This window comes from Neobacillus sp. SuZ13 (genome assembly GCF_030123365.1).
Lineage (GTDB): Bacteria > Bacillota > Bacilli > Bacillales > Cytobacillaceae > Neobacillus.
In genome coordinates this window covers 2,281,063-2,301,144 of record NZ_CP126107.1, presented here as the reverse complement: position 1 = coordinate 2,301,144, position 20,082 = coordinate 2,281,063, and the positions used below count along the sequence as shown (strand labels likewise).

18 protein-coding genes are annotated in these 20,082 nt (G+C 38.9%); 2 read left to right on the top strand and 16 right to left on the bottom strand.

All coding sequences use genetic code 11. The annotated features are described in order from the left end of the window. Positions 1-742: 742 nt before the first annotated feature. The 13 genes from kynA to QNH17_RS10945 form a co-directional block, all read right to left on the bottom strand. Positions 743-1,591 carry a tryptophan 2,3-dioxygenase gene (gene kynA, locus QNH17_RS11005; RefSeq protein WP_283878713.1) on the bottom strand — a complete coding sequence of 283 codons (849 nt, stop codon included), beginning with the start codon at positions 1,589-1,591 and terminating at the stop codon, positions 743-745. Between the two features lie 56 nt (positions 1,592-1,647). Further along, a complete protein-coding gene (locus QNH17_RS11000) occupies positions 1,648-3,063 on the bottom strand; it encodes an amino acid permease (protein ID WP_283878712.1) in 1,416 nt (471 codons plus the stop codon). A gap of 23 nt (positions 3,064-3,086) precedes the next feature. Further along, entirely contained in the window at positions 3,087-4,358 is a 1,272-nt protein-coding gene (gene kynU / locus QNH17_RS10995) for a kynureninase (protein WP_481858617.1), read from the bottom strand. Between the two features lie 186 nt (positions 4,359-4,544). Continuing rightward, the gene (locus QNH17_RS10990) at positions 4,545-5,333 is read right to left on the bottom strand and encodes a 2-keto-4-pentenoate hydratase (protein WP_283878710.1); all 789 of its coding nucleotides are present in this window, start codon (positions 5,331-5,333) and stop codon (positions 4,545-4,547) included. A gap of 45 nt (positions 5,334-5,378) precedes the next feature. Further along, complete coding sequence (locus QNH17_RS10985) at positions 5,379-6,158, bottom strand: 2-keto-4-pentenoate hydratase (RefSeq protein ID WP_283878709.1); 780 nt, start codon at positions 6,156-6,158, stop codon at positions 5,379-5,381. 70 nt (positions 6,159-6,228) lie between these two features. Continuing rightward, the gene (locus QNH17_RS10980; protein WP_283878708.1) at positions 6,229-7,695 is read right to left on the bottom strand and encodes an aldehyde dehydrogenase; all 1,467 of its coding nucleotides are present in this window, start codon (positions 7,693-7,695) and stop codon (positions 6,229-6,231) included. Next, on the bottom strand, positions 7,688-8,161 hold the full coding sequence (locus QNH17_RS10975) for a RidA family protein (protein ID WP_283879485.1): 474 nt from the start codon (positions 8,159-8,161) through the stop codon (positions 7,688-7,690). The genes QNH17_RS10980 and QNH17_RS10975 overlap by 8 nt, the downstream gene beginning before the upstream one ends. 23 nt (positions 8,162-8,184) lie before the next feature. Further along, entirely contained in the window at positions 8,185-9,189 is a 1,005-nt protein-coding gene (locus tag QNH17_RS10970) for an amidohydrolase family protein (protein ID WP_283879484.1), read from the bottom strand. Then, on the bottom strand, positions 9,180-9,719 hold the full coding sequence (locus QNH17_RS10965) for a 3-hydroxyanthranilate 3,4-dioxygenase (RefSeq protein ID WP_283878707.1): 540 nt from the start codon (positions 9,717-9,719) through the stop codon (positions 9,180-9,182). Before QNH17_RS10965 ends, QNH17_RS10970 begins: the two co-directional genes overlap by 10 nt. A 34-nt stretch (positions 9,720-9,753) precedes the next feature. Then, on the bottom strand, positions 9,754-10,320 hold the full coding sequence (locus QNH17_RS10960) for an NADPH-dependent FMN reductase (RefSeq protein WP_283878706.1): 567 nt from the start codon (positions 10,318-10,320) through the stop codon (positions 9,754-9,756). A gap of 61 nt (positions 10,321-10,381) precedes the next feature. Beyond that, positions 10,382-10,906, bottom strand: coding sequence for an FAD synthetase family protein (locus tag QNH17_RS10955; RefSeq protein WP_283878705.1), 525 nt, complete (start codon positions 10,904-10,906; stop codon positions 10,382-10,384). Positions 10,907-10,938: 32 nt separating this feature from the next. After that, a complete protein-coding gene (locus QNH17_RS10950; RefSeq protein ID WP_283878704.1) occupies positions 10,939-12,417 on the bottom strand; it encodes a 4-hydroxyphenylacetate 3-hydroxylase family protein in 1,479 nt (492 codons plus the stop codon). A gap of 172 nt (positions 12,418-12,589) precedes the next feature. Further along, on the bottom strand, positions 12,590-13,864 hold the full coding sequence (locus QNH17_RS10945; RefSeq protein WP_283879483.1) for an MFS transporter: 1,275 nt from the start codon (positions 13,862-13,864) through the stop codon (positions 12,590-12,592). 468 nt (positions 13,865-14,332) lie between these two features. Between QNH17_RS10945 and QNH17_RS10940 the strand changes: the two genes are divergently transcribed. Both QNH17_RS10940 and QNH17_RS10935 read left to right on the top strand, forming a co-directional pair. Continuing rightward, entirely contained in the window at positions 14,333-14,968 is a 636-nt protein-coding gene (locus tag QNH17_RS10940; protein ID WP_283878703.1) for a Crp/Fnr family transcriptional regulator, read from the top strand. Continuing rightward, positions 14,965-15,621: a Crp/Fnr family transcriptional regulator gene (locus tag QNH17_RS10935; protein ID WP_283878702.1), complete on the top strand. Its 657-nt coding sequence runs from the start codon at positions 14,965-14,967 to the stop codon at positions 15,619-15,621. Before QNH17_RS10940 ends, QNH17_RS10935 begins: the two co-directional genes overlap by 4 nt. Positions 15,622-15,698: 77 nt before the next feature. Here the strand turns inward: QNH17_RS10935 and QNH17_RS10930 are convergent, their stop codons facing one another. From QNH17_RS10930 to QNH17_RS10920, 3 genes are all read right to left on the bottom strand, one after another. Next, complete coding sequence (locus tag QNH17_RS10930) at positions 15,699-16,409, bottom strand: rhamnogalacturonan acetylesterase (RefSeq protein ID WP_283879482.1); 711 nt, start codon at positions 16,407-16,409, stop codon at positions 15,699-15,701. Between the two features lie 279 nt (positions 16,410-16,688). Continuing rightward, the gene (locus QNH17_RS10925) at positions 16,689-17,486 is read right to left on the bottom strand and encodes a hypothetical protein (protein ID WP_283878701.1); all 798 of its coding nucleotides are present in this window, start codon (positions 17,484-17,486) and stop codon (positions 16,689-16,691) included. 100 nt (positions 17,487-17,586) lie between these two features. Further along, on the bottom strand, positions 17,587-19,965 hold the full coding sequence (locus tag QNH17_RS10920) for a polyprenyl synthetase family protein (protein WP_283878700.1): 2,379 nt from the start codon (positions 19,963-19,965) through the stop codon (positions 17,587-17,589). Positions 19,966-20,082 lie beyond the last annotated feature (117 nt).

Genomic DNA, 20,082 nt, shown 5'->3' with positions numbered 1-20,082 from the left:
TGTACCATTTTATTCGAACTAGTTTTCCCCTCTTCAAGGGCTTCTACTAGTTACAGTTGAACCGTTTTTTCTGCCTCCACGGGCATTAGTCGCCTTCACTGGTTACCGTTGAACTGTTTTTTCTGCCTTCACGGGCATTAGTCGCCTCCACTAATTACCGTTGAACTGTTTTTTCTGCCTCCACGGGCATTAGTCGCCTACACTAGTTACCGTTGAACCGTTTTTTCTGCCTTCACGGGCATTAGTCGCCTCCACTAGTTACCGTTGAACTGTTTTTTCTGCCTCCATGGGCATTAGTCGTCTCCACTAGTTACCGTTGAACCGTTTTTTCTGACTCCACGGGCATTAGTCGCCTACACTAGTTACCGTTGAACTGTTTTTTCTGCCTCCACGGGCATTAGTGCCTCCACTAGTTACCGTTGAACCGTTTTTTCTGCCTTCACGGGCATTAGTCGCCTCCACTAGTTACCGTTGAACTGTTTTTTCTGCCTCCACGGGCATTAGTCGTCTCCACTAGTTACCGTTGAACCGTTTTTTCTGTCTCCACGGGCATTAGTCCCCTACACTAGTTACCGTTGAACTGTTTTTTCTGCCTCCACGGGCATTAGTCGCCTCCACTAGTTACTGTTGAACCAATTTTCCTTCCTCACTATTATCAGAAACACCTATTAATCTTATAAAAAAAAAGCCACAAAACCTTATTACAAGGTTTTGTGGACTTTTGTACCCGATGCTTTTCAATCTAAAGCTTCGTTCTTAAACTCCAAAGTTCAGGGAAAAATTGTTGGTCTAGTACTCTTTTTAAATAGGTCACACCGGACGATCCACCTGTCCCCTGCTTATGACCTATGATTCTCTCTACCGTACTCATATGATTAAATCGCCATAATTGCTGCTGATTGCCGATATCAACTAACTTCTCTGCTAACTCGTAAAGGTCCCAGTATTGGTCCACATTTCGATAAACGGTTAGCCAAGCTTCCTCGACACTAGCATTTGGCTCATAGTTTTTGGACAAATCCCGGTGGCGAACCTCATGATCAACAGGTAAGCCACGCGCTACAAGGGCCTGGATCGCAGCATCATAAATACTTGGTTGATTAAGGGCTTCTTGCATTCTTTCATATAATTCTGTTTGGTGTTTATAGACTGCAAGTGTATGAGCATTTTTGTTTCCTAATGCAAATTCAATCAAACGATTCTGATAAGATTGGAATCCTGATGATTGACCCAATTTATCTCTAAACTCTAAATACTCAGAAGGTGTCAGGGTCGAAAGGACACTCCATGACTGAATCAATTGCTGCTGGATTCTGGAAACACGTGATAAAATTTTGAATGATGGCTCCAAATCATTGTTTTGTATATACTCAATTGCAGCCGTCAATTCATGAATGATTAACTTCATCCATAATTCACTTGCTTGATGAATAACTATAAATAACATCTCATCATGGTGATCGGATAACCGATGCTGACTTGATAAAATTTTATCAAGATGAAGATAATCACCATAGGACATCGATTTTTGAAAATCGGTTTGTATCTCCTTCTCCAAATCATGTTTAGTGTTCTTTTCTTGTGAATTCATGGTATTATACCTCCAGCATTCTAATAAAGTTAAGTTATTTATGAGTATTTATATCGTTAATTTACCTTTTTATTAAGAATTGCATCAGACTTGTTCTTTTCAGGATTATTTTTGCTTTTATTAAAAATAAAGTAGGCAGCCGTTAAGAATAGTAACCATGGAACACCAAATTGGAGCATAATTTTAAAACCTGTAAACCAAGTGGTGATCATTAAACTCAATAGAAGAACCGCTCCAAGTATCGTCAAGTATGGAAAACCAACCATTTTAACTGGCAACTTCCGGCCGCCTGACTGCTCCCACTTTCTTCTGAAAAACAAATGGGAAACAAACACCATAAACCATGTGAAGATGGCACCGAACATGGAAATCCCCATCATAAATGCGTAAGACGAATCTGGTAATAAAGCATTTACTGCAGCTGCAAGAAAAATCCCTATTGTTGAAATAGCAAGTGCGCTTAACGGGACACCTTTTCTGCTTAATTTGCCTAAAAAAGCTGGTGCATGATTTCCTCTAGATAATGAAAACATCATTCGAGTAGACGCGTAAAGCTGACTGTTCATAGCAGACAAAGCAGCAGTTAAAATTATAAAATTCATAATTCCACTTGCACCTGGAATATTTAAAAGTTCCATCACTTTTACGAACGGACTTTCTTCAACTCCTGCAGATTTCCATGGAACAATCATTAGCATGATGCCAAGAGTAATAATATAAAATGTCGATAAACGGAAAACAGTTGCTTTCAAAGCTTTAGGTACCGCAACATCTGGGTCCTTCGCTTCTCCAGCAGTAACGGCGATCAATTCCGTCCCTAAAAAGCTAAATAGAGAAATAAAGATAGCGACCCACATTCCCCACATGCCGAACGGTAAGAATCCACCTTCATTAACGAAGTTCTCAGGTCCCATTTCAGGCTTAGCGGACCCTCCAATGAAAACATATGCTCCAAGGAGAATGAATCCAACGATGGCACTAATTTTGATCATCGAGAACCAATACTCAAATGTTGCAAAGGTATTGACACTTGTTGCATTTACATAAATCAATACTGCGGCGAACAACAAAATCCAAACAAACCCAGGTACATCTGGAAACCAATACTTCATATAAACGGCAATCGCACTTACCTCAACCCCAACCGCTAGAACATTCGCAACCCAATAGGAATAACGGACAAGATAACCAGCGAACGGGCTAATATACTTCTCAGAAATCGTTCCAAAAGATCCTGATGTTGGATGGGCAACAGTCATTTCAGATAAACATCCCATTAATAGTAAGACAATGAAAGCACCGATTGCATAACTGATTAATACACTAGGACCGGCTGTACTGATAGCAAGTCCACTTCCAAGGAAAAGACCTGTTCCAATCGCACATCCCATCGCAATCATTGTCAGTTGACTTGTTTTTAATTCACGCTTTAACCCTGATCCATTTCCATTATTCAAATGATTGTTCGCCATATAATTCCTCCTCGACCCTTTAGTTAAGCTACAACTTCACGTTCATTTTTAAACTGTTCATATTGCTTTTCAGTCATAATCTTCTTAAGAATCTGGACGACTTCCCAAACCTCTGTATAGGAGGTATAAAGCGCAACAGGTGCAAGTCGAATGATGTTTGGTGCACGGAAATCTGGAATGATGCCATTTTCTTTCAACGCTTTACAAATACGTGCTGCTTCTTTATGCTCTAAACTTACATGGCCACCACGTCGAATATCTTCGCTAGGGTTTCCAATCGTGAATCCGAAGTCATGCAGCTCTTGATGAATTATATCCATTAAATATTGATTGATTTTTAAAGACTTGGAACGAATATTTTCAATCCCTGCTTCTGCAAAAATCTCTAACGCACCAAGTAAAGGTGCAAGACTCAACACATGCGGAGTCCCAATTTGATAGGCTCCCGCTGAATCAGCCGGTGTTAGAGTATGCTCCATATCAAATTGCTTATCTTTTTTCGAACCAAACCAGCCAGCCAGTCCAGGGGCTGTGCCAAAATGTTTAGAGTTCACATATAAACCGCCAACACTGCCCGGACCACCATTTAAGTGTTTATAGTTGCACCAATAGGCAAAATCAACGCCCCATTCACTGAACGAATGTGGGATGGCTCCAATCGAATGACAACCATCAAAACCGATTAATATCCCTCTTCTGTTCGCTTCAGCTGTCAGTCGCTTCATATCTAAGATTTGGCCGCTTCGATAGAGGACTGTTGGTAAAATGATGAGTGCAATCTCATCGGTCATCGCTTTGATAATATCTTCTTCCTCTAAAAAGCGCCCATCCCTGCTTTTTACACGAACAAGATGTGTATCTGGATCAAATCCATGAATGCGAAGCTGACTTTGAAGCGCATATATATCTGATGGAAAGGTTAATTCATCAGCCAAAATTTTGGTCCGCTTTCCATCCGGCTTATAAAAAGTAGCGACTAGTTGATGCAAGTTAACCGTTGTGGAACCCGTAACAATCACTTCATTAGCTGCAGCACCTACTAACGGAGCCATCATCTCTCCTAGTTTTTCCGATAAAAAAAACCAAGGGTGCTTCCCGTTTGTCCATCCGTCAATTCCATGCTCTTTCCAATCATTTAATGATTCCAGTAGTGTCTTTTCTGCTCTTTTCGAAAGAAGTCCCAGTGAATTTCCATCCATATAGATAGAATTCGGTTTTATGTAAAATTCTTCTCTAAATCTATTAAGGCTATCTGCATTATCCAATTGTTGTGCATACTCTAAAGTTAACAACAGTGTATCCTCCAATCATTAATTAAATAGGCTCTTTTATGAAAGATTATTGCATTATATAAAAAGTTAAACTGTTTGGTTAGGGAATATATTATTAACCATTAGTCGATACGTCTTTAAGGAAATTGATTGTCTATAACAACAACAAAGTTTACAAAAACAGCCTTAAATTAAATTGTAGCAGTCCGATTATTTGCTAGTAAATGAAACACTGCCTAGTTCCGCAAATTGTGCCAAAATTGTATCCCCTGCTTGAAAGCTAATTGCTTCTGTTATTGCGCCGCTAAGCACGATATCGCCTTTCTTTAATCCCTGCCCAGTTTCACCAAGCTTGTTTACAGCCCAAGCAACCGCAGCAGCTGGATCACCTAATACAGCCGCACTGGTCCCAGTAGTTGCAACCTCTGAATTCTTAGAGATGTATACACCAATATCTTTGAGGTTTAGCGCATCCGGCGACACCCATTTGTTGCCTACAATAAATTTTGATGAAGAACAATTATCAGCAACAACGTCTACTAGTGTAAACTTGAAATCTAAAAAACGGCTATCAATAATCTCGATCGCTGGTGCTACATATTTTGTCACCTTTAAAATATCGTCGGCTGTAACTCTAGTTCCTTGGATATCTTCATTAATCAAGAATGCAATTTCTGGTTCTGCCTTAGGATGTATGAAACTGCTAAATTTGACTGGTTCCCATTCAGGTGCTAGCATATCATCCATTAAATATCCGTAGATTGCTTCATGGACACCCATCATCACCTGCTTTGCCTTACTTGTTAAACCGAGTTTTACACCAATTCGGCGAAGCCCTTCCTTTTCTTTTTGCTCGATTAATTTTTGTTGTATTTCATAGGCATGCTCAAATGTTAGCGTTGGATAACTAGTGGTAATTTTTTCAACTTCCCGCTTATCTTTTTCTGCAGCTAATAGATAGTTTACGATTTCTTGTTCTGTTCCTTGCAACAGCGACATAATGGAACCTCCACTTTTATTATTTATATTCGGTGAAAAACTCTCTTACTCAAATGAAACAGATGCAGTACCTAATGGGCCGAAATCTGCTACTATCCTGTCGCCTTCTTTTACTGCAATAGCACCGGAAAGTGCTCCTGGAAGAATTAACTCACCTGCTTTAAGAGTAATCCCGAATTCATGCAATTTATTGGCTAACCATGCGACTGCTTGTGCCGGGTGTCCTAGCGCTGCTGTTCCAGATCCTGTGGCCAAAAGTTCATCATTTTTATAAAGGACCATTCCTTGAGTTCGCAAATCCAAGCCTTCAATGGTGCTCATCTTTTTCCCAACTACTACTCTAGCAGACGAACCATTATCTGCAACGGTATCAACCAATTTAATTTTCCAATCACAGATTCTGCTGTCAATAATCTCGAGAGTTGGCACAACATATTTCGCAGCCATTAACACATCCAGATAATTCACATTTGGACCAACCAAGTCTTGTTCCAAAATAAAACCGATTTCCGCTTCAACCTTAGGACTGATAAAATCAGCTATTTTTACCGTTGCTTCATCAGCCATTTTCATAATATCCAACAGGTGGCCGTAATCAGGCTCATCTACACCTAGCATTTGTTGCATTGCTTTACTTGTAAGCCCAACCTTTTTGCCTATCACTACATGTCCTTCTTTTAACTTTTTACCGATGACTTCGAGTTGGATTTGATAGGCATCACTTACGGTTAGCTCGGAATAGCGCTCCGTTAGTGGTGCGACAGAATATTGATGACTTTCTGCATCGATTAATTCATTCGCAATTCTTTCTACTAATATTTCCATTTATTCCTACACCTTCCTTTTCTATTTTAATAGATAAAAAGTGGCCAAACAGCCACTTTTTATCCTATTCTTATAGTTTCATTGTAATCGTCTTGGCCTCTGAGTAAAATTCAAAACTATGACGTCCGCCTTCACGACCAATTCCGCTCGCCTTTGAGCCACCAAATGGTGTTCTTAAATCGCGATAGTACCAGCAATTGATCCAAAATAAGCCTGAATCAATTTGAGAAGCTACTCGATGTGCACGCCTTAAATCATTTGACCAAACAACTCCTGCCAAACCATAAATCGAATCGTTGGCGATTTGAATCGCTTCTTCTTCCGTTTTAAATGGAATGACCACTAATACTGGGCCAAAGATTTCTTCCTGTGCAACTCTCATTTTGTTATTAACATCATAGAGCACGGTTGGCTCGTAAAAGTTTCCTTGTGGCAATCCAACTACACGCTTACCGCCTACAGCAAGTTTCGCACCTTCAGAAATTCCAATTTGCACGTAGTTATCAACTGTTTCAAGATGACCTTTTGATATAAGCGCTCCCATCTCAGTCGTTTCATCCAATGGATCGCCCACTTTGATTTTCTTTGCAGCTGCAACAAATTTTTCAAGGAATTTATCATAAACCGATTCTTGCACTAGTAATCGAGAACCAGCTAAACAGATTTCCCCTTGATTTCTAAAAATCGCTTCAATTGAGCCCGCGACAGCTTCATCCAAATCAGCGTCCTCAAAAACGATATTGGCAGATTTGCCGCCTAATTCTAATGATACGGGAATTAACTGTGATGCTGCATTTCTCATCACTGTTTTCCCAGTAGAGCTTTCCCCGACAAAGGAAATTCTTCGAACGTTAGGATGAGTGGTCAATGCCGTTCCTACTGTTCCACCTGGACCTGTCAGTATATTCAATACGCCCGGCGGTAATCCTGCTTCGTTGGCAATTTCACCTAACATGACTGCACTTAGTGGTGTATAGGATGCTGGTTTAACAATCACAGTATTACCGGCCGCTAACGCTGCGGAAGCTTTCCATGTCATTTGCATGAATGGTAAATTCCAAGGAATGATTAAGCTGGTGACTCCGGCCGGAGCGTATTTGGTATAACTCATATGCTTGGATTGTTCGTAATGCTCATGATTCATGTATTTTGCCATTTCTGCAAAGAATCTTAAGTTTGATGCTGCCCGCGGGATATCAAAATCTCTGCTTTCTCTAATCGGCTTCCCTACATCTAATGTTTCAATTAGCGCTAACTCCTCGACTCGGTCCATAACAAGATCCGCCATTCGGCAAAGAATCTTTGCTCTTTCTTCGACGGGCATTTTACTCCAAATGCCACTATCAAAGGTACGCTTTGCCACTTGTATTGCTCTTTCTACATCTTGCTCACTAGCACTTGCAACAGAAGCTAATTTTTGATTGGTAGCTGGATTTAGTGTGTCAAAGGTTTCCCCTGTAACAGCGCTTACATATTCTCCATTGATAAACAACTTGGCATTGTTAATTTGTATTTGTTTTTCTATGACCTTACTCAATGATTTCACCTTCCCAAACTTCTACAATCATCTCGACCTCGACTGCATTATTGTGTGGAAGTTGTGCCATACCTATTGCTGATCTTGCATGCCTTCCCTTCTCACCAAATACCTCCACCAACAAATCGGAGGATCCATTCATAACTTTAGGATGGTCTTTAAAATCAGTCGTGCTGTTCACCATACCTAGGATTTTGACAATGCGTTTCACTTTGTTAAGATCGCCGAGTTCATTCTTGATTACTGCTAATAGATTAAGCATACATTGTCTTGCTGCTTGATAGCCTACTTCTATCGATACATCCTCACCAAGTTTTCCCCGGTATTCATCAGTACCCTGACCTGATGTGAAAATTAGATTCCCTGTTCGTACACAGCTAACATAATTACCAGATGCGGGGCGGAGAGCCGGCAGCTTTATTCCAAGTTCCTCTAATCTCTCTTCTGGAGTCAACACTTTGTCTATCATCTTCTCATCCTCTTTTCCGTTTAAATTAATAGATTAACTGGTAAATTTAAAAATCTAAGTGCATTTTCACCAAGCATCGCCCGTTTCTGTTCTTCACTGAGGGTGAGTGTGTCATCAATAATCTTTCCAGGTGGAGTTTCCCGCAGTAAGAATGGATAATCCGACCCCATAATGACTTGTTCAGCACCAAATTTTTCGACTAAAAATTTGATATTAACAGGGTTATTTACGATTGAATCATAGAAAAATTTCTTGGCATAAAAGCTTGGAGGATGTTCCGTGAGCTGTAAATGCGGCCAAACATTCCAACCATGATCAAGTCTAGGGAGAATGTAAGGAAGTGACCCGCCGCCATGAGAAAAACAAATTTTTAGTCCTGGAAATTTCTCGATAACACCGCCTAGGATTAAACTAGCGGCAGCCAATGCTGTTTCACTTGGCATTCCAACCGTATACATTAAGTTATGTGAGGAAAAACGGTCTCCGCCAAGTGTTTCCCATGGATGAATAAATATAGGGACATTCCATTTCTCACACATCGCGAAGAAATCGATTAATGATTCATCATCTAAATTTTTGCCATTAATATTTGTGCCAATCTCAACTCCTTTTAAGCCAAGTTGATGTACACATCGGTCTAGTTCAAGAATTGCTTCTTCGACATCCTGAAGAGGTACCGTCCCTAAACCAATAAACTTGGTTGGATGTTTAGCTACTGTTTCTGCGATGAAGTCATTTTGAAATCTAGCCATAGCTACCGCTTCTTCTATAGGTGCCCAATAGGAGAATGTAACGGGAATTGGCGATAAAACTTGTATATCTACATTTTCTACATCCATATCGTGAATCCTTTTTTCAGGACTCCAAACTTGGTCGGTCACTTCACGGAATACCTTTCCGGATACCATGATATTGGCACCACATGAGCATGTAGGCTTTAGGACCGGCCACTTTTCATTTTGGTACTTCGCCGCAAAATCAGGGAAATTTTCAGCGATGATATGTGTATGAAAATCTACTCGCATTTCCATTCACTCGCTTCTTCAGGCATAATATGACCACAGTTCTTACAAGACCGCAGTTCTAAATTACTGTTAAATCCATGAATTGCTTCTTTTACCTGTATTTCAATATTTGTTAATTGGACGGTAACGCGGTGCATTTCATGATCACATTCATCACAGAACCAAACAAAATCCTCTAATTCCCCATCTGCTCTGTCACGTTCAATGACGATCCCAATTGTATCAGCGATCCGATGCGGAGAGTGGGGAACATTTGGTGGGAGATGAAATACTTCTCCTTCTTTCACGGTAATTACTTCTCTTTTACCTTCCGCATTAATAATTTCAACGTAGCAATCACCTTTTAATTGATAAAAAATCTCTTCAGAAGGGTCCACATGAAAATCACGTCGTTTATTTGGGCCACCGAGGACCATAAACATTAGTTCAGAATCCTTCCAAATCACTTTATTATTTACTGGCGGCTTAAGTAAATCCTTGTTTTCTTCAATAAATCCCCAAAGGTTTATTGGTTTTAAAGAGTTTTTCATAGTAATTTTCTCCTCTCAACTTTTAATAGAATGTTTATCCATTTACTGTTGCAAATTTTTCCTCTGCTGATTTTAATGCCTCCTGCATGAAAACTACTTCTTTGGCTAAAGATGTAATTCTTGTGTGAACCTCAGCATCGATGATTTCATTTTCTTTATTAAAATGATTGTTATTGACATAGACATAGCCTGGTGCCACGAAAGCTCGGAAAAATCCTGCAATCGGCTTCAATTGATTTTCGATAACAAGATAATGTTGGTATGTACCTCCTGTTGCGACAAAACCGATTACTTTGTTGCGAAAATCCTTTGGATTGATTAAATCAAACAAATTTTTGAGTGGCCCTGATAAAGATCCCTGGAATATCGGTGTTCCGATAATATAAAAGTCAGCAGAATTAACAATATCCAGAACTTTTTTTGTGTCACCTGTATAGTTTGAAGGATTTCGTCCATCACAGAACTGCACATCATAATCTCTTAAATCAAGCAATTCTACTTCAACGTTAGGATGATGTTTCTTTACTTCCTCTAATACCTTTTGAACAACAATACTCGTTTTTGCTCCAATGATTGTGCCTGAAATTCCTAATAACTTCATTGTGTGTACTCCCTTCTAATGCTGAGTGATACCCTAGTAGTTTCATTTACTTTTCTACTGTTTATAGTCCTAGTAAAGTGTAGGACTGCCGGAAATCTCCATTTGAAATTAACTGGCGGATTCTCGTAGATGAAATAAGTTCTCCGCCTTTACAATAAACAGGTGGAGTGATATTGATATGAAAATACTTTTCTAAAAGATTCACATCGCCTTCTCTATTTTTTCCAAAATGAAAATCAGCACCCACTGTAATCTCTACCGGGTTTAACTTAGATAATTCACTGATAAAATCTTCAGGTGGCCTGGTCGCATACCATTCATCGAAGCTGGCAACAATTATATAATCAACACCTAACTTCGCGATCCTGCTAACCTTTTCCTGAATGGTTGTCAAAATTTGAACTCCCTTAAAATAATTGCGAGGAGGCGGATCGAAAGTATAGACAATGCTCGGAACCTGATTAAACCGACTCTTTTCCACAGCTTGTGTAATTACAGCTTGATGTCCTTTATGGACACCATCAAATGCACCAATGGCAATCACAGAACCTTCAAGTTTCAGAACTCCATCTTTTAGCGTTTGCATCGTTCACACCTCCTCTTCCTATTAATTGACATTTATAAACTAGTAACCTCATTTTTCTGATTAAATATTTTCATGGCTTCATCAGCCAGTTCAAAGGAATTTTTCCTTTTGTGGTTGTTATAGAAAATCGCTCTTTTACGAATTGGATCTCCAGTATAATAGCGTTCGTATTGAAGTACCCTTTGTCCGAATGCTTCACCGCATAAATCCCATGCTAATTTAAAGAGATGGACACGCTCTTCTGCTGAAACGCCCTCTCTTCCAAGATAATACTTCTCTAAATCCTCTCTTAATTCCGGATTCTCGAAATCCGCATCTGTAGGTGACATTAATAGTCCACCTGCACCAATGATTTGTATAACCTCAATCGCACGTGGGTACATTTTTGGCAGCAATCCTCTAATGGTTTCAAGTGGGGCATAGGCTGGCATCGCTTCGCCAGTAGCAGTTACTTCATGCTCGTACTCTGAAATTCGGAGCAATGCCCTAATTGATTCAACCGATTGGACTAATTCTCCTAAATCATTTTGTACATTAAGGTAACTATCAACACCGATGGAGTCGGCGATTTTACAAGCCACTTCGGTTGCAAATTGTAGTTTGATTAACCCTCTTACACCAGACTGATGAGCTGGCTGCTGAGCGATTCCTGTTTTCGGATAAAGTAAATTGGCTGCTTCTACATTGTTATAAAGGAATACACGCTCCCAAGGGACTAAAACATCATTAAAGACCAGGACCGCATCCATTTCCTCGAATCTTGATGCTAATGGGTGGTCATATACCGAACGCTGTCCATCTTGCATGGCTTCGCGGCAAATTATGCGAAGACCTGGCGTATCTAATGGAAGTGCAAACGCAAGCGCATAACGTTCATCCCCAGGCATAAATCCAGGAAAAGAATAGACAATTACTTCGTCAGTGATTGGTGCAAGGGTAGCTAGCATTTTCGCTCCTCTTACGATTAAACCATCAGGTGTTTCTTTAACAGCACCTAGATGGGTAAACATATCCTGTTGTTCGTGTGAAGATTTACTGCGGTCATTTTGCGGATTGATGATGGCATGAGTCAAAAATAAATCATTATCACGGATATGCTTAAAATAGGATCGTATATTTTTTCCCCATTCCGGATTGTATTTATCTAAGAACTCGGAATTACTCGCCATCGATGTTACGACAACATTTAAGAAATCAGGGGTTCTGCCCATTAAGCCAAATGTCGCTTTGGCAAACTCTTCGAACGTTCTTCTCCTTGCTTGTAGATCTTGGTAGCTTTTAGGGACTAAGAATGCATTTGAAATTCTTTCTCCCGTTTCTTCACAAATATGAGTAATGTCCTCTTGATACTTGGCATCATGCTGCATATCATATAGCTTTGCAATTTGAAGAATTGGCTGATGAAAAACTGGCTCTTCAAAGATATTTTTTACTTTTTTTCCTGATAACCACACTTCTGGATTCCTAGATTTTAACGCCTCGATATACTGTGCTCCTGTACGAATTCCCATAAACATCCTCCTTTAAATTCATATTTTTATTATAAAATTGAATTTTTTGAGTCAGTGTAGTCTGATTAACATTTTTTCTAAAAAAATAGAATTTTCATTTTATTAAGACTAATAAATCAGCCCACATCATTCTTTATACTAATGATGCGGGCTGATTTTCGAATGATAAATGCTAAATTTTCAGGTTCCCTTTTTTAGGAATAAATAAAATAGTGATGGATGCAAGGACTCCTGCTACAGCAAATAGATAAAAATTGATGGAAAAATCCAAATTAGAACTCATAAAAAAGCCAATGAGAATAGGTCCAGAAATCGCACCAATCCTTCCAAATCCAAGCGCCCAGCCAAGTGCTGTGGCTCTGTTTTCTGCTTCAAAATATTTGGAAATATAGGCATTAAGAATAAGTGTTGTCCCAATTGTTCCAAACCCTGCCACTCCTACTAAGCAATACACCAATAACATCGATGTTTTAATGCTTAATAGGGCAATTGAGACTCCCGCTAAGAAATAAGATAAACTAATGATTTTCTTAGATCCCCATCGATCTGCCACAGTTCCCGCTATTAAAGCACCAATCGCTGCCGATAAATTAAGCATCAACAAAAATCCTAAGCTTGGTCCAAGTGGATATCCAGCCTCTCTCATCATTTTAGGAAGCCATGTACTCAAACCATAAATCATAAGCAGGCCCAAAAAGAAGGTGACCCAAAAAAACATGGTTGCCCGAATATTCTTCCGGGCAAAAAGACTTGCGATTGCCGCAAATTTGTTTCTGGAGCCTTTATTCTCATCCTCTATATGGCTTTGGACAAAGTCATTGGGAAGATGATATTTTTGAGCAATACTGGTAGCTTCAGTCAATTTTTTCTTTGCCATTAGGAAACTAATCGACTCAGGAAGTAATTTTATTATAAAAGGAATAACTAAAAGTGGAGTCACACCAATCCAAAACATTAATCTCCAGCTATAATCCTCTAAAAGGAACATAGAGAATAAAGCACCAAGGACTCCTCCAATTGGATAACCTGTATACATAATAGCGTACAGTTTTGAACGATGTTGCACAGGAGAATACTCGATTGTTAATGCAGATGCTGTAGGTATAACCCCACCTAGTCCAAGTCCACCAATAAATCGGAATAATCCAAACATCTCAGGAGAAGTGGATAAAGCAACAAGGCACATCGATAAGGAAAATACAATGATACAAAAAATCAATGTCTTCTTTCGGCCGATTATGTCCGTAATTGTTCCTACACAAATGGCACCGATAAGCATTCCCACTAGAGCATAACTACCGATAGCCCCTGCTTGTGCAGGTGTCATACTCCAGTCTTTGTACTCCATTAATGATGGTAAAACTGCACCATAAATTCCCAAATCATATCCATCCGCTAACATCGCGAACCAGCACAACACAACTACAAGTAAGGTTGCTTTAGGCATACTCTTCAATGAAAAATTCGTAGCGTTTAGATTGTTTGTTTGAGATAAATCTTGAGTTACTACTGATTGTACTTCCTGGTTCATCCAACCATCCCCTTTTATAATTTGCTCCAATAGTCTCTTTTGTTATGTCTCAGGTGCAAACTCTCTCTTGCCCTCCTTTTTTTTGATCTAACCATACTGTTCTTCCCATTATTTGATACTTGGGAGTTAAATCTTGACCGTTAATCAAATGGGGTAAAAACATGGTTTTGGCTGAATATTTAAAATCCACCCAACTAATGTTGATTTTATATCTTGAATCTTTTACACTACTGTTAAGTGATTAACACAAAAAAATTTTTTTACATCTGGATGTAAGCGCTAACAAATAATTACAACTAAGTCATAGCACTGGATTAATTACATATTTCATAGATTTACAGTTTTATTGATTAGTTTTTATCATTTCATTTAGGAGTTGATTAGTTGGCAATCTTGTTTGACAGTGATATCAATTGGGATTCTTGCTTACAGTTTGGTACTAGGCAATTCTTCAAAGAGAAAGCATCTATTTATCAGCAAGGTACGATGGGGGATGGATTTTATTTTATCCAAAAGGGATTAATTAAAGTGACGACTACCACTTCGATTGGAAAAGAGCGCGTGTTAAACATCGCCATTCCTGGGCAGATATTAGGCGTTCAAGCGATGGACCGTCAGCCCCATTTTACGACAGCAACGGCGGTAAATGACTCTATTCTCTATTTTTTCTCTTGTGAACATTTTCAAAAATTAATTAAGGCACAGCCCTCTATCCTTAATATTTTTATCAAAACTGTCATTCATAAAATGCATATCCTAGCTGATAAAATATATTTGGACTCTCTCACACCAGAGCAACAATTGGCTGTGATTCTCCTAAATATTTGTTACGAATTTAAGAATTATGAAGTTCCTCTCACACAACAAGACCTTACTAAATGCACAGGATTAACAAGAATCACCTTATATAAGATTTTAAAACAATGGAAAGAAGAAGAAATCCTCGAGATCCATGGGAAAAAGTTTTTAATTAAAAAACCTGATGAATTAAAAAAGCTACTTGGTAAGGTGTTGATATGAAAAGTCTTCGATATTCATGGCAGCCATTTTTAAATTACGGAAAAAAACTTGAGTTTATAGAAAATGAAATAGTTTACCATCAGGGCAGTGAAGGCAAAGGCTTTTTCTACTTATCTAAGGGTGGTATAAAGATCACTCTCCTTTCCCATGAAGGTGTAGAGCGAACGGTGAATTATGTTCCAGAAGGTATGTTATTTGGGGAACATGGGGCTAGAAATGAGCCCTATTTAACATCTGCCATCTCAAACTGTCAATCTGAAATCTATTATTTCTCTGATGAAGCCTTAGTGATGATTTGTAAAGAACATCCTGAGGCAGCATGTATTTTTACAAATTCATTAATCTATAAATTTAGGATTCTGGCCGAAATTATTGCCTTTCTTAATTCGCCTATAGAACAGCAAATGGCTCATTTCCTTTTAAAATTGGTAAGTGAAAATGGTAATTTTTCAATTGACCAAACATCGTTTGCTCGCTACATAGGGACCTCTCGGATTACGGTAAATAAAATACTTAACAAGTGGAAAAATCAACAATGGATCCAAATCTCAAACCGTACGATCGACATCCTTGAAATCGATCGATTAAAAGAACTTAGAGACTCAAGTGCGATAAACATTTTAAACTTGGATGTATTAATGTTATCCAATTAAATTTAAAGGTAAATATAAACAAGCAGGAACCATTATGGTTTCCTGCTTCTTTTTTAAGATTAACTTTCTGGCTTGAGTTACTTTTTAAGACGGTCTTGAAGTGTTACCATATTGGATTCCTTAATGCCTTCTACGACAAGACGAGCAATTTCTTTTGCTCCAGCTACCTGAAAATGAGTATTGTCTTGCACACCTTTTGGATAGTTCTTGTTCTCCCCTGGATCTAGCCAAAGAAAAACATCCTTAGTCCTATCGGGCCCAAGTTCTTGAAACAATACCCTGCTTTTGGCAGTAAGGTCTATGACAGGTACATGTTCTTCCAACCCAAGTTCCTTCATAGCTCTAGGATATTCACCATGTGAATTACGTGCCCTGCCATCATCTGTGAAACTCCTTCGTTCAACGGGTGTAACAAGGACAGGAATAGCTTGTTTGGCACGCGCCCCGTCAATATATTGTTTTAAATAGCTTTTGTATGTAGTGTACGGTTCAGTATAACGGCTTGGTTTATACATTTTTTCGTCATTATGGCCAAATTGAATTAAAAGGTAATCTCCCTTTTTAATCTGCTTTAAGATGGATTCGAGTCTCCCCTCAGCAATAAAGCTTTTTGAACTCCTTCCCGGTGTAGCAGCATTTCTCACCACAATTGTATTATCGAAATAGCGATGAATAAATTGTCCCCAGCCTGCTCGAGGTGCAAATGAACATGAATAATCAGAAACAGTGGAATCACCCGCTAGGTATACTGTTATATGGTTTTTGTGGGGGTATTCATTATTTACCATTTTTGCAAAGCTATTTATTGATATTAATCCAAAAACTAGTAATAGCAAGGTTGCCATTACTATTTTCCCATTTACTTTTTTCCGCATACCACCACTCCTTGATGTTAACCTCTAGGTATATTATATCAGTGATTACGTACCGATTATGCATTTTGGGTGACTTAATTCGTTCGAGTGAATCCCCCTATTTCAGGAAAAAAAATTATTGGCGACCAGACCCATTAAAATGAAGGGGTTCAGTCGCCAATCCAGGTGAATCCATTTCTGTATCCTTAGAACTTATTTCAGATTGATACTAAGTCTAAATTGATCATAATCTGTTTTTATGAAATGAAAAGCCGATGCATTACCGCCATGATCGGGGTGTGTTAATTTTAATAATTTTTTATACTTTGTTAACACCTCTTTATCGCTCGCCATTTTTGAAAGACCCAATTTTTGACGGTAATCAACGGTTATAGGAGCAGAAGGTGGAGGAACGTGATCAGCTTGTTCAGAGCCTTTTTGGTTTCCTTTTAATACATCATTTTTTAATTTTAGCAATTCATTCGTCAAATCAATATTCTCTTTTAGTAACTTCTTAGTTTCCCTTTGAAATTCACTTTTCTCATTTACAAGGTGAATTATATCTTTTTTCAATTTGTCTATTTGCTGAATTAAACTTGCGACTGAGGTCTGATGGAGATGTTCAATTCCTTTTATATGCTCATCCTGTGCCTTTATTTTTACTTTTAATTGACGGATAATCAAATCCTGGTCGGAAGAACGATTGGTTAACTGTTTTGAAGCTGTTTCTTTTGTGGGATATGTAGGTCTCTGAATTCCACTGCCCACTTTTTCAATCTGTCCCTCTCGCAGCATACGTCGTACAATTTGAACGGCGGTGCTATCGGCTACACCTGCATCCTTTAATAAATGAAAAGCTTGGTCTGTATTGTTAAGTATGTATCCATTATCCTGTCCTGAGCCTTTATAGGTGATCTTTCTTTCACGAAACCAACGTCTAACGGTTTGAATACTAGTATCTTCAGTGACACCTGCTTCTATTAACAATTCAAAAGCTTGATCTGTGTTCAAAATGTTCCCCTTCATTCCCACTTTTTTATCATTATTTTATATGAGTAAATTTATAAAGTGAATGGATAAAAGAGACTATCATTTTCGACATAAACCACCATCAATGGTCACGATTAACTATATAATTCAATAAATGTTTTAAAAAAGAAATATTACGAGGTAGCTCTTGCAATGCTTCCATCGCCTGACAGTAATGTTCCCACATTTCTTTTCTAGCCCCATCAGAACCCAGGATAGACACAAAAGTCGAGTTATTGTTTTCTGCATCCTTGCCAATGGGTTTTCCTAATAATTTCGTATCTCCTTCAACATCAAGCAGATCATCCTTTATCTGGAACGCAATTCCGGCATGATGAGCGAATTTTTTTAACGCTGTTATTTCGGACTCCTTTACTCGGGCAAGTAAAGCGGGCATGATCAACGATGCTTCAAACGCTAAACCAGTTTTATAAAAGCTTATTGTATTCAATTGTTCCAACGTCAATTGTTTCCCTTTAGAATCCAGGTCCATCGCTTGACCCTTACACATAACTGCCGTCATCTCTGCCGAATAGTGGATTAATCGGAGTACAATGTTTGAATCAAATTGTTCAAGAGATGCTTGTTCCTCAATAGCTTTCTGAGTCAGGAAGAGGCCTGTTAACTCCGCGATCGAAACGTTAAATACCTGATGGAGAGTAGGACGTCCTCTACGTGTAGAGGCATTATCCTGGGAAGGCAAATCATCGAAGACTAAGGAAGCCGTATGCAAATATTCTAATGCTTTCAAAAGGGGCACGATGGCGGACTTATTTAGTCCATATTCGTTTACACCCATAACCCAAGTCATAATTGGCCTTAATCGCTTTCCATCTCCTTCTAGACTGTAATTGGCAGCATCAATTAGTGGCTCAACATCCTCGGTTTTAGGAATTTTTAAGATTTGGTTGATCTCATTGCGAATGGATTCAACCGTATCTTTAAAAATTTCCTGCTCGTTTCGTTGATTCCTCAGAGTTGTTATCATATGGTCTCGGAGTAGTTTATCAAAGAAATCAACATCATCGGCTTTACGTACCATTTTTTGAATGACACGATTAAATGCAGGGTTCCCAGATGCAAAAAGCTGCATCACTTCGTTATATCTATCGGTACCCATACGTTCTTTATAGCGCTTAAGGCCGTTTATTGCCCGATCGAGAATCACCTCACAGGCCTTACTATCTGAGTGATACACCTCATGGATCAAATTAGAGATAACTGTCCAGTATAATTCAAATGGGTTAATCAAATCGGCACGCTGATCATGATATTTTAAATAATAGGTGTATGGTGTTACCCGGTCATCTTTCAAGTCTTCATACATATCAGCAAAATCATCCGCAAGCTGGTTGTAAATACCGTAAAAGAAGGTGCGATTATCAAAGCCTTCATCCTCTGGAGCATTAATTACTGATCGAACAATCAATCGAGATGAAGAGGATTTTAATATGACTGGGATATAAAGTTCTTCATTTGTGTAATTAGGATTGGATAAATCCTTTATACGGTCCACTTCCTGAGAATGAAAAAACACGTAGGCCTGCTCGAAAAATTTCTTTCTCGTTTCTGGTCGCAGACTAGATGTTATGTACTCAAAGGCATCTCGGAGTTCGGAATGAATAAATCGGATCAGATTCACATTTTTCCCCGGCCAATTACCTAATTTAGGAACAATTCCTGTAATGAGGCTGGTGCGAATTAAATTGGAATATTGTTTTTCCTCTTCAATAGATAAAATTCCTGCATCAAGAAGGTCGTCAATGAAGGGATAGGTCAAACCATAGGAATACCCCAGTCTGATCGCATCAGCAAGTTTCTGCGAGCGCTCTTCAGCGGATAAATCATCACCCATTTCTTCCATCTCATTCATGAGTACCCCGGCAATGATTTTAATGAGCTTTCGCTGAGCATTTTCAGCATCCATCCCATTTGGAATATTAGCAGACACAGTCTTGAGTTTGTTAAATACCCAAATCAGTGTGGATTCAATGCCCTCCTTTTGGGCCATACGGTATAATCCCGCCATGCTAAACATCTCATTTTTTGTATTTCGTTCTGGAGAACCAGAATGAATCAGTTGATTTTTCAAGTTGTCAACGACACGTTTGACCCTGGTCTGTGTCTCTGGAGAATCTAGGGCCTTTCCCAAATCGCGCATGAAAATATAAGAAATGCTTCGGTCTAAGTAATTATCTAGTTTACCAGTGTAATTTAGCCATTGGATATAATTGTGATAAGCTCGAGAATCAGGTTTTCCCTTGCCACGTGAAATGAAGGATAATATAGAATGATGGATATGGTTCCGTTTCCAGGATTGAATATCTTTTGTGATTGTCTGAACATAGGTCTTTTCTACAACCTGTTTATAAAGTGAATGAAAATAATGAGCAGCTTTCTGCTCAGCAATCTGATAGCTTAAATTTGGGTTTTTTATTAACTCCTTATTCATACATTTCATTACCCTCTTCTTAAGGTTGGTTGTTTTTTCTTTGGCTGTGTTAAACTCGCCTGTTGATTTCCGCTCCAGGCACGTGCGGTTCGCGGGCGGTCCGGGGAGCCTCCTCGTCGCTGCGCT